7 protein-coding genes are annotated in these 12856 nt (G+C 33.9%); all 7 read right to left on the bottom strand.

The window, feature by feature from the left end:
* Window positions 1–415 precede the first annotated feature (415 nt).
* The 7 genes from H8S37_RS04750 to H8S37_RS04720 all read right to left on the bottom strand — a co-directional run bounded on the left by H8S37_RS04750 (window position 416) and on the right by H8S37_RS04720 (window position 12758).
* The gene (locus H8S37_RS04750; RefSeq protein ID WP_186874866.1) at window positions 416–3163 is read right to left on the bottom strand and encodes a hypothetical protein; all 2748 of its coding nucleotides are present in this window, start codon (window positions 3161–3163) and stop codon (window positions 416–418) included.
* A complete protein-coding gene (locus H8S37_RS04745; RefSeq protein ID WP_186874865.1) occupies window positions 3160–4242 on the bottom strand; it encodes a phage tail domain-containing protein in 1083 nt (360 codons plus the stop codon). Before H8S37_RS04745 ends, H8S37_RS04750 begins: the two co-directional genes overlap by 4 nt.
* Window positions 4243–4318: 76 nt before the next feature.
* Window positions 4319–4492 carry a hypothetical protein gene (locus H8S37_RS04740; RefSeq protein ID WP_186874864.1) on the bottom strand — a complete coding sequence of 58 codons (174 nt, stop codon included), beginning with the start codon at window positions 4490–4492 and terminating at the stop codon, window positions 4319–4321.
* Window positions 4492–4965 carry a hypothetical protein gene (locus tag H8S37_RS04735; protein WP_186874863.1) on the bottom strand — a complete coding sequence of 158 codons (474 nt, stop codon included), beginning with the start codon at window positions 4963–4965 and terminating at the stop codon, window positions 4492–4494. The genes H8S37_RS04740 and H8S37_RS04735 overlap by 1 nt, the downstream gene beginning before the upstream one ends.
* A 60-nt stretch (window positions 4966–5025) precedes the next feature.
* Window positions 5026–6231, bottom strand: coding sequence for an Ig-like domain-containing protein (locus H8S37_RS04730; protein ID WP_186874862.1), 1206 nt, complete (start codon window positions 6229–6231; stop codon window positions 5026–5028).
* A gap of 304 nt (window positions 6232–6535) precedes the next feature.
* Window positions 6536–7615, bottom strand: coding sequence for a PDDEXK family nuclease (locus H8S37_RS04725; RefSeq protein ID WP_186874861.1), 1080 nt, complete (start codon window positions 7613–7615; stop codon window positions 6536–6538).
* A 349-nt stretch (window positions 7616–7964) separates the two neighbouring features.
* Window positions 7965–12758, bottom strand: coding sequence for a hypothetical protein (locus H8S37_RS04720; protein WP_186874860.1), 4794 nt, complete (start codon window positions 12756–12758; stop codon window positions 7965–7967).
* Window positions 12759–12856: the final 98 nt, after the last annotated feature.

The raw sequence follows: 12856 nt of genomic DNA, 5'->3' as shown, positions 1-12856 counted from the left end.
ACTTCCTATACAGTTCTCTTATGAACTTCTTATGTTTTCACATAAGCACAGACCATATCTTATCCCTCGTCATCACACGTTAGGGTCTACCCACTTCCATGCGCTTGCATGTACTTCCCTCAAGAGGAATGGTCGTTGAACGTTCTCCTATTTGGAGCTTCGCTGCTGATTTGCGATTTGTAAATGTATAGAACTTAGGATTTAACCATATTCCATCTAAACTATTTTTTCTGCTTTCGCAACATTCACACTTAGGTATGTTTCATCCTTATGTTGTAGTTAGTTTAGCTTTACGCATTTCCAGCAATTCAGGTAGTATATTGGACGGTTTTACGTCTCTATGTACAGGTTTCCCTATACACTGACTATTTGTCAGCCTAACTCATGACTAAAGTCACAAGTGTGCGGCTCACATTTAATCAATAAGTATTCCCTTGCCTGTTTCATCATATAATACAAAAGTAAAGTCGTTGTTAGAATCTCTTCCAATTTGTATGCGTACAGTATCGTTTTTATCTTTAAACTGCATTGTATTTCCAACAATAGACAGCCCTCCATCATCGGAAATGATATGAAATTTATTTGCAGATATATCACCTGCCTGAAGCATAGATACAGTTATTTGAGCAGCAATTAAATCACGAATTACAGCTTCATCGATATTTACATTTTTAGCAGTAAGATTGATAATATGGGCTAGTTCTGCACTTACATTGCCAGCCAACAAATTATCAATGGCAGCAACTAATGCTTGTAAATCTTTAAAATCTCCACTATTCGCAACAATTTCTCCGGCAGCAATTAATTCAGACTGAATATACTGAAAAAAACCATTATTCTGATAAATATCGCCTGGTTTAAGATAGCTGTTTCCGGTTCCTCCTGGATTATTGTTTACGATATGGTCTACTTTATTGTTAAAGGCAGAGGATTGCAATAACTTTTGTAAAAGTTGATAGATGTTGTCATCAGTAATTTGTGGATTGCCGGAGTAACTAGTGTCTACAGATGAGTTACTTAGATTTCCAGCCATATCTAGAAGTGATACAAAATCATTACGAGCTTTTCCAGACTTAATCATATTGGAAAACTGGATAGTAAAGTCGTTATTGTATAAGCATGGATTGAAGGATATACTCATAACTCGTAATTTTACATAATATGTATCTGTAAGTCCAAGTCTAATAAAATTACCATAATATAAATCATGTGCATGCATTTCATTTCCAAAGGCAGAAAGTATATTATTCATTGTAGTCGTATAAGTAGCTTGGGGTATAGAATATGCAGATAAATCATCAAGAGCAGTTTCACATAATTTTTGCTGCATCAATATTGTATCTGTAAGTCCTTCGGTAGAAGAGACAAATATATTTTCATTTACATATGTACTTTGATTAATTATATGTGATATCTCATCCAACTCTTTTTGGGTGAAACCAGTTGAAGCTTCACTTTGTAAAGTTTCTTGTCCCTGCCATGTTTTCATATCCATTTTTTGTGCTAGAGAAGAACGGTTTGAATTAACTTCGTCTTGCTGTTCTTGTTTTATATCTGCTTCGGTTTGCCTTTGTTTCAAAGCGTATGCGCATGAATCGATATTGCTATCATCTAACTGTTCTGCATTTTTTATATATTCATTGTGCTTGTCCTCAAATCCGTCTGAAGTTTGCACTGGGTATTTTTCAATGTCTTCCTTTGATTTTTCTTGATATTCTTCCCAAGTTAAATCATAGTGATCTTTTTTCAATAGATTTACAATATCTTGATAGGATTGTAATCTTATAGTAAGCTCATTAATACCATAATAATCCCAGTCTGTATAATAATTATCTATATAATCTTCAATATCTAGTGAGGACTCCAAACCTCTGTTATTAATTTCTATGTCAATATTAGGAAGAATAGTATCTACAATTTGATGATAGGTATTTGCATCTGGTGAAGCGTCTAATGCTTCTATATCGAAGTTTCCTTCATCATCTACATATATTTTTTCATATCCTAGTTTTTGAGCTTCGTAATCCGATTTTAAATTTAGTAAAGCAGAATCACTTAAACTAGACCAATTACTAGGATCACAATCACTGACTGGAATACGATTATATAATTCAGAGATTTCTTCTTGCAACGTATTCCATGTTTTAGAATATTCCCCATATTGATATCTTGCAACATTACAAAATGCAGTCCAAGCCTTATATTTTTGAATAGTAGAGTCACTTAGATATTTGTTATTTAACCAATAGTCTTCAATAATTGTAAGATAATTACTTCCGCCATTAAATTGTTCAATGCCAAGATTATCTCCACCTGAAACACGAAACTTAGTAAAAATATTATCTTCGTCAATTACAACGTCGTTAGAATTTTCAATATTTCTAAATCCAATCGTAACGCTTGTATCTTTTCCAAAATTTTCTACTCTGTAAAAATTAACTACAAAATTTAAATAATCGAAATCCACAACACAATTAAAATATTTTTCAAAATCTTGCATTAAAAAAGAGAAACAGTTACTAGAGTTAATATCAAACGTACCCACTTCATCTGCGAGTAGTACATCTTTTGTAACAATTTCTCCATTTTCAATACTTTCATAAGTTTTAGGGATGTTATCTACATAGCCGACTTGCCAACCGGGAACCTTTGAAACTATTATATCTACTAAACTCAATTCGGGTTTTTCGGGATAATGAAATTTGATATTTTCTTTTGCGAACTCTACATCGTTAATAATTTCTACATTACCTTCGACGAGCATTTCAAGTGAATCTGTAGTACCACGATTTACCTTCCAACCATCAAGAGGAACCTGACTGTATTCAACTTGAGCAGAAGAAGCATTGATTGTTTTATATTCATACGTTCCATTATGATGAGTTTCTGGTGCTCCTAATATAAACCAGCCAATATTTGTTACATATAATTTCGTATATTTAGATATAAGTTGGTATCCATTTGCTTCGATTTGCCTTCCTGAATCATCCTCAATATACTGGTTTATATTGAAGCTTATAGTAGATATGTCATTGCAATTCCCTTGAAAATCTACACTATCTATATCTACACTATTTAAAGCGCATAATAATTGCTTGTTTGGAGTAGACAGATAAATCCGAGACGGCTCATTTCGATTATAAAAATCACGATTAATTTTCATGAAATTAGTCCTCCTTTATGTGCTTCAAGATAGGAGATAGTTATTTTACAATTTCCCATAACCCTGAAACTATTATTTCCATGTATCAAACGAAGCCAATATATTTCATCTTCATCCTGAATACCCATAGTGTCAAAAAGAACAGGGCGCCCTAATGAATCATACATTCCAAGATTTTTACAATTAATTTTAACTTTCAACGCCTGAGATAATTTGCAGTAGAAAAATCCACTTTGACATATAAAATATTGTCCATCCGCTTTCAAATAATAAGCAACATATTTATTTTTAATACCGTATGAGTCCGTCATATAAAATAGCAATCCAGTATTATCACAAATCAGTTTTAAGTCTTGTGTTGTATCATCAATGACATACTCAACGGTTAGATTATTTAAAGCTGCATAAGAAGAAATTTTTTGTTGAAGTGCGGTGATGTTTGAACTGGTATCCTCTGAAAGTGTGATTGTACTATTTTCAAGAATTATTGAATCTGATAAATTATGGATATAGATTTCTTCATTTTTGGTAGGCTCAATTAAGAGTGTAGGATATACGTAATCATATAATTCGCTACTTTCGTTGTTGACAAGGAAATTTGTAACACCGGAAATAGTCTGTTCTATTTCCTTACTAGTATAAGAGAACGGAGAGTTGCATGTAAAAGTGCATTTTGCTCCATAACAAATTCCCCAATTATCGTATGGCTCAACAGAAGAGAAGTAACCTTTGACTTTGGTTTTCTCTCCACTTTCTTTTGTGACTTCCATCCATTGATTGGTTTGTGGCGACGTCAACCAAGAAACTAGCTTTTCGTATTCGGTATTAGAAAACTCCATTTCGGATTGTGATGTGAATTCATCAAAATTCTTTACAATGTGCACCTCAAATTCTAATACTTCTGAATATGTAATACCAAAACCATTTTCTTCAGGGCGATATTTATTCATATCGCTTGTTTCCATAGTACGAGAAATAGAAGATGGTAGACTAGTATCATCTTCAAAATTTACAGACATATATTTTTGATTTATAAGAGATTTATTGTCATAGTTGAAATCTTTACACACTAATATCATTTTTTATTTATCACCTCACTTAAAAAATAAAATTAGAGGTGCCATAATGACACCTCAATAAATACTTATATTACAATTATACAGTCTTACTTTTATCTAATGTATAAGGCGTAATGTTAGTAACATTTACCTTCCAGTCAGAACAAGATAAATTTATAGCTTCTTCCTGATGAAGATCGTTAATCAAGTCATTAATAATTGTGTCATAATATGAATCACGAGATTTGTTGGAAGCTTCATTTGACGACATTATTCGACCTTACCTCCTTTTAAATAAAATAATTCCTCTGTAACATTTAATCCAGACAATTTAAATACTTCAATTACTTTGTTTTTTACTATTAACTCATCATCAATATGCCAAACGCAGTGACATAATTCTTCAATATATATAGCCAAATAATTTAATTCCGTAATAATATTATTTCTTATATTTTGCATTGAATATATAATGAGATTCATATATAATCCTAAATTTGTAGCACTATTATTTTGAAATTCGAAAGTAAAATCATAAGTAAATAGAATGTTCATTTTAGGAAATTCAGATAAGTTACGCTTTTCATGCTGATATAGTTTGCAGACCATATGTAATGCAATTTCAAATAATTTACATTCACGCGCTGTTACGGTAGTATTAGAAGACAAATTAATTTTTGAACCGAAGCCGGGCATAACAGAAACTGATGGAATTTGAATTTGGTTTTTAATTACAATTGACATGGTGCAATCCTCCATTAATATATTTATAATTATTTTAACAGAGAATTGCACATTAATATATTATATTTTTCTCTTCATTCCCATGAATCCAGCGTCTTTGTACAATTTTTGAGAGGTATAACGATAAGATTCTTCAAGTAACTTCTTTAATTCAGGTAATGCATTTTTATCCACATTCCCATTCACAGTCAATAAACTATCATAATGGTTAGTAATAGAAAGTTCTCTATTAGTAGTATTATTTCCAAGTCCACTTATGATCTCATTTGCATGTCCAGCTAAAGTAAACATGTTATCACTCAAGTTTTTAGGTAAAACGGCATCACCATATTGCAATACAGTATAATCATCTCCACCACGTCTCATGATTAGCTCTGTGCCAAGTTCGTTAACTTTAGCAATTTCTAATGCAGAAGTAACACCTCTAGTACCTTTTGCATATCCGCTAATTTGACTAAGCGATACCCATCCCAAATCACCATATCTGCCATCGGCACTTTTAATATGAATACCCAAACCTCCGTGAAAACTTGAAGAACCTCCGTATTCTGTGCCAGAGTAGCTATCAATAACAACGCCACCTTTAACGCCGGAATATAAATTCCCGGCTGGGGATTGTCCCCAAGAATCATAGTAATACGTACCTGTAAAGGTTACAACGTCACCTACTCGCGGAATTCCATCCCCACCAGAAGATGGCGGTTTTGGCTTAGGTGGATCAGGCTTTTTTGTAACGGTCACGCCACATGTAGCAGATATTCCCGAACCATCCATTGCCATACATGTAATTGTTGTACTACCAGGCTTTATACCTTTGACAGTTCCATTACTAACTGTTGCGATACTAGTATTTGATGATGTCCATTGCACTTTTTTATTTGCTGCATCCGTAGGACGGATATTAGCAGTTATAGTTGTACTTTTACCTTCCTGTACAGATACAGATTTAGGTTTTAATTCAATTAATGCAACGGGACGATTATCTATATTAGGCTCTTTTTCAATTTCAGATTCTATACTATCATTATTCGCTTGACTTGAATCAGACTGAATCTGATCGGTTGGTGTATCTGTAACGAAATCATCTGGCTTATATTCAGGAGCAATAGTATTACTATCATTAACTTGACTTTCAGCACCAGATTGTGAACCTATGTTATTGATATTTTCTTGAAAATCTTTTGATGGCGTGAAGCCAGTGTTATGAATGATTTCATTTATTTTATCGTAAGCATCAGCGTAATTATTAACAATATGATTCAACATTTCAGAAATAACTTGCTCTTGCTCAGAAGCATTATACTTGACATTATTTAAAGTATCATCAAGTGCTTCGTTAAGGTCGCTACTGAGTGAATCATATCCACTTTGTCTTATCTCATATTCACGATCTTTCTGCGTTTGCTCAAGTTCACTTTCAGCATCAGCTAATTGACTCCTGAGTCTCTTAAGTTCTGCTTTGGCACTTTCGTTGTTTCAATTATGTTTCCACTTATTCGCTACATAAGTGGGAGAGTAGTAGCACTCTCCTCATAGTTTCCTATGAGTTCAGATCATATCTTCTGTAAAATTAAGCAATTTTCTTTTTGGGTATGTATTTTATTTTTTTGTTTTGATTAAGAGGTTTTAAATTTAATTTTTTTATTAAGATATCTTCTATATTATCAAATTCCCAATAAGGAATTCTAATAAGTTGTATGTTCTTATTTTTACAATATTTATCTTTTATTCCATCGTATAATTTTGTTCTTTGAAAATGTTCTTCGCCCCATACGGAATGATAATGATGTCTTCCATCTGTTTCAATAATAGTGTTTAAATCTTCAATCCAAAAATCAAAAGGAAGTGCTCTGTTTTTTCCTTTACAATCAGAAAATCTATAGTTATATTTATAATTGATACTATAGAAATTTAATAATTCCATAACTTTTCTTTCTGGAACACTTATTCTCTGAGAACATTTATCGCATCGTATCTTTTGATTATATTCATAATTTGCGAGTGTAGTCACGTAAATTTCACCACAATCCCCACATTTTATTTTTAGGTTTGGTGTATGATTATCTCTATAATCTTTTGGATTTAACAATTTATTATTATTTACAGCATCAATTCTTCGTTTGACCTCTTCGCTTGAAAGTTTTTGCTTTTCACTTGTTTTTTTATTTGCACATTTCAAACAGGCTCCATCACCATTTTTTATAGAACTAAGACTTGTCAGAAACTCACTGCCACAACTACCACACAATACTTTCAAATTTGATGTGTTTTGATTTTTATAATCTTCTGGATTTAACAATTTATTTTTATTTTTACTCTCTATTCTTTTAATTACTTCATCAACGGAAAGCTTATTTTTTGAGGTAGAATGATTAATGTTTTTAATATGTTTTCTGTTTCCACAAATAAAACAATGAAATTTTTTGTTATTTCTTTTAATATTTTTTAAGTAGTCTCTGTATTCTAAAATATATTGACGATTACAAAAATCACAAATAACTTCAACTTTATGATGAGAGTAATCAGGCAAATCTTCTGGTTTGACGATAAAACCATCTCTTATTTTGGTAAATTTATACCCTTTTTCTTCATACCATTTTCGATTGCTCCCATTCCACCTAACTTCAATCTTTTGTTTTTCTACTAACATTTTCCACCTCCATTCTTTTTATTCTCTTTTTAAATTTTTGATTTATAAGGTTACGCAAGAAAAAATCACGTATGTTTCAACGTGATTCTATGAATAATATTTAATTGCTTAATAAACAGTGTGTTTGTTTCAAACCGCCAATCGCTTGCGGTCTTACATGGGTTACACTCATCACCCATTGATCGTTGAACGTTCCTCTATTCGAGGCTTCGCTGCTGATTGTCCATTTTACGTCTATGACCTAGAAGATTGCATCTAGCATATCCATTTCTATAATTTTCACACATTCACACTTAGCCTTATTTCATGCTTATGTTGTAGTTTATAGAACTTTAGGAGTTCCCAGCAATTAAAACACATTCGGCAATATATTTACCGATTCTAACGCTGATATCTGTGCCTGAAGCGCATTGATATCCTTAACTTGATTTTTAACAGTTCTACTGTAATCGTCATTATCTTTTTTCGCTTGTAAAAGTTCACGATGCTTATCAATTGAATCTTGGATGACATCATTTTCTGCCTTAACCATCTCTTCCCAAAGAGAAACGATTTCGTCCCTGTAGGATTCAACTACACCAACATTTTCCGCAATATTATTGATAAACTCTTTGTTGTTCTCCTTATATTCTTCTAAGGAGATATTACCGTTATCATAATCTTTTTGTAGATTCTCTAATGCTTTTCTGTAATTTGCAATAGATTGTTTCGCCGCATTCATAGATTGGCTTATTAAAGCAATATTAGCCAAACCTGAATCCGTCAATCCACCAGTTTCACTTACAAACGCATCAGAATCCAAAAGATTTCTAAATTCATCAGTCTCATCAATTAGATCTGACAATGCTTCCTGACCATCAAAGAAAGGCTGCCATCTGACTTCCCAGATTTTATCTTTAAGTTCTTCAATGTCAGTAAGAAGTCCATAAATATCGTCATCAATATCAGCAATCTCGTCCGCGATTTCGTCGTATTTTACAGAACCTACATCATAAATTGCCTGTTGTTTTAATAATACCTGACGTTTATCGTATAATTCTTGTATGGATTTATTACTAATATCCATTTGCTTTTGATAATCAGATTCAAGAATCGGTTCATCACGAGCTTCTTTTAATGCAATGGAATTATCCAGAGTATCACTAATGCGAGTAAGATTATCTATAATGTCTTGATACTTTTTAAGAGTGGCTTCAAAAAGTTTTTCTTGCGCTGAATTAATGCGCTCCATGCTTTCATACCACTCGTTAGAAAACTCTTTAATTACACCGTCAGAAACTTGCTTGTCCAGTTCTTTTGTTAGTTTATCTACAGCTTCTTGTAGAGTAGTAAGAGGGGTAAGATATCCGAAGTTATCATTATAATCGGTACGATTTTCGAAATATTGTTCTATATTTTCTAGTTTCTCAACGGCAAGATCAAGTAATTCTTGTTGCATGTCTGCAATCGTGTCTTGCACGTCAAGGGCTTTTTCATACCAATCCCGATATTCGTCAATACTTTCTTTCAATGACTCATCAGTTATAGTTGTGATATCTATAGCACCATTCTTGACTAAATTTTGCCAGTAAGAATCAAGTCCAACTGCATTAGCTTCTTGAATATATCTATTATAAGCAGATTGTAAGGTACTTAGATTACTGCGAATTTGGTTCATAGCCTGATCTGCTACAGAACTTTGTTTTGATAAATCATAAGAATATGTTTCGATAGAATCAGTGAGTTGTTGCAGTGCCCGATCCATTCTATCTAATAAAATTTCGATTGCATCAAACTTTTCTTCAAATTCATCGGCTGCTTCTGAAACAGAATCGGCAGCAGATGCAGCGGCATTAGCAGCGTTATTAGCGGCTGAGGCAGTAGAAGAGTAATCATTATTGCCACTTCCAGAATAACCGCCAGTACCAGGGACAGGAAGCCGTCCACCAGTAGCATATGCAGTACCACTTATCATAGCAGTGCCGCGACTATTGATCTTACCTTTAGACAATAGTTCTTTTGTTTGTTGAGCATTAAAAATTATAGAACCTTGCGGAATTTTTGCAAATTCGGCACCGTTATCCCCTACAGTATACCAACGGTTTGAGCGTGTCACCACCATTTCCTGACCTTCTTCGCCAGTCAATGCAACTTCGGTACGCTTTGTTCTCCAATTTGGATTTAGTATACTTTCGTCCTGAAGTGTTCCCATAGCAAGAGCGCGTCCAGAAAGTTTGGGAATAGGGTGTAATCCAGTTGTTCCGCTAAGATGTGCGGTTCCAGATAAGCCGCTTGCTCCGCTAAATAGATTAGAAATTGTATTTCCAACTGTTTGAATTGTATATTGAATGGTTCCGAATAATGTTGGTGCTGATGTTGGGAAAATACCACTATAGTTTGCAATGCCTCCTATATTTGGTGCACTACTAGGATGCTCTCCCATATCATAATCTGCTTTACCCTCAGCATTAGGAACGCTTGATGGAGAATCCCCTAGAACAAAATTTACTGTTCCATCTTCATTCAATACAGGAGCAAGTTCTTGTTCAACCCCATCTACAATAGCAGTATAGGTAATATTTCCATTTTCATCTTTTATAGCGTTAATTTCGGTGGCAACTCCATCAACATCAGCAGAAAAATGAATAGTTTCACCTTCTGTAAGATTAGCAAGCTGCGCATCTAAATCTTCTTTGGATAATGAGACTTGTAAATCTAAAGTTTCGGAATCCACTCCAAGAAGTTCGGATAACTGTTCTTTAGTCATCCCAGTTTCTTCCATTATAGAACTAGCGGCCGTTTTGAATTCTTCTGTTCCCAAGAAATCATCCCAGTTGGTAACTTCACCATTCGCAAATGTATCTTGAAATGCATTTTGCAGATCAAGCAAAGATGAAATTTGATTTTGGATTGACTCACGTTGAGAGTCGGATAGGTCATCATTAAATTTTGCGGAAAGCTGAGAAATTTTATCATACGTAGATGCGTAATCGTCATCACTATCTTCTGTATATCCAGTTTGTTCTTCTCTAGTTTCACGATACTTCATTTTTTCAGCTATCCTAGAAGCACCAGTTTCAGAAGATCTATCACCAGATTGCCAAGCTAAATCCAATTCATCTATCTGTTGCTGTATTGTAGCCAAATCATATTCGAATTTGATTTTAACAATTTGGTCTTCGGTGAGTAAAGATAAATCTTCCTGATATTTTGCATACTCTTCATCCCATCCAGCAATTGTATCACCAAGTTTTTGCTTAGTAGCACCTTCATCCATAGAATCATATAATGCCTTCATATTGTTCAGGGTAGATTCTATTTCACTTAATCCGTCACCACTAAACATTATATCGTCAAATTCAAATCCATAATCTTCAAGTTTATGCAAAGCAGTATCTACAGCATTTACATTAACACCTAATGCATCAGCGGCTTCAGCGGTAGTTTTGAATGTAGGAATGATTTCTGCAAGGCTTCCATCATCGTTATAATTAATTTCAGCTAATCCCCAATCACGTAAATCTGTAGAGAAATTCCACATGCTTTGTAGAGGGTTTTCAGCATCAAACCAACGTGATACAGTTTCATATGCTGATTGCCAGGCAGCAACATACGCATCTGAATCGTATTTATAGTCGTCCTCATTAATTTTACCAGGAGCGAAGAATTTTGCTGTAGATTGAAATTCATCGGTTCCTACTAATCCTTGATCATATAGTTCTTTCGCCTGCGCAAGATATTCAGACATAGTATCCCACTGTGAACCAGCATTTTCAGATTCAAAAGCTGCCTGAACACCTTCAAAACTGCCATCCACACTCTCAACTGCATCAGCAGCGGTGGTAGCGGCCGTTGCCATGTCATTGAAATATCTAACGACATCTTGTAAGTTTTCTACGCCTATATCTTTGGCAGATAAACCAAGTGTTTTGAAAATATCTTCAGTTAATTCGCCGGCGTTCGCTAATTCTTGAAAATAATTTTTTAAAGTTGAAGCAGAAGATTTTCCAAAATATTTGTCAATGGAATTGACTGTTTTTTCTGCTTCAGACATACCAAGTGTATTATAGTGTTCAAGTTCATTTAAAGCATCTCGCAGTTCATCTACTGTACTCTGGTATGATGGACTAATGGCATTTCCATTTTCATCGGTCATTGCTTCAATTTGTGATGATAATAAAGCCTGCTTCTCAGCAACTTCAGATTCAATCAAAGCTATGTCATTATCTACACTTTTTAATAATGCATCCTTAGTATTGGGAGACATGAATAAGTTCTCTAACCCATTAGCTAATTTATCAGCACTATCAATTTCACCAATATCATCTAAAGAAGTTGATGTAATAGAATTTAAAATTTTTTCTCTTCGTTCTTTTAATGTTACTAATTCTTCAGTATCATGTCTAATTATATCTGTGTCGCTAAATGAATTAAACGCTTTTGCAGTTTGATTTAGTCCACCTGGAATCCTGGCTGCGGGGGAAGCAACGCCCATAATACCTCTTGCAATTACAGCAGATGTCGCATCACTTCCATACCAATCCATAAGATCCACTAAAAGTCCTTCTGCTTCACTAGAATTCTTTGTTTTGTAAAGTGTGGATAAAGAAGATGTCTTTTGTGAAAGATTATATGCATCAGCAGCGGCTTGCTTTTTTGCGGCAGTAGCGATATTCTCTTGCAATGTAAGCATTTGTTCTAATTCTGCCTTTTGAGCCTGTAGATTATCTAATTCTGCTTGAGATGTAATAGTTAAAGGCTGACTGTTAATGGTAGCAATTTGAGAATCTATGTCTGACAGTTGAGATTTTAAATTTTCTACTTCAGCAGAAGCAGATTCGTAATTGGATTGTGAATTTTGGAACTTTTCTAATGCCTCATCATAGCTTTCGTAAGCACTATCAATTGCTTTTACAATACCTGTTATAGCAAGACCTATGGCCAAATCTGTCCCTAAATTTAAAAGATTGGCTCCAATGCTTTTTCCAAAGCTTTTTAACGTATTTCCAAATTTGGAAGTGGATTTACCGGACGATTCGATAACAGCACCCATATCAGTAATATCTTTTTTGCCTAAGTCTACATCATTTAAAAATTTAAGTAATGCTTTATCACTATATTCCATTGATTCAGCCCAAGCTTTCCAAGATGCAGGCTTAGTCATAGTTCCGACTTTTTGCCAAGCCTTCGTCCATTCATCAGATAAGGATCCCTTTTTAAAGGTTTCGAATATCGTACTAAAGCCATTGTGTTTGTCATAGT

It is taken from the genome of Mediterraneibacter hominis, assembly GCF_014287475.1.
GTDB lineage: Bacteria > Bacillota > Clostridia > Lachnospirales > Lachnospiraceae > Mediterraneibacter > Mediterraneibacter hominis.
This window is presented reverse-complemented; position numbering and strand designations above follow the sequence as displayed.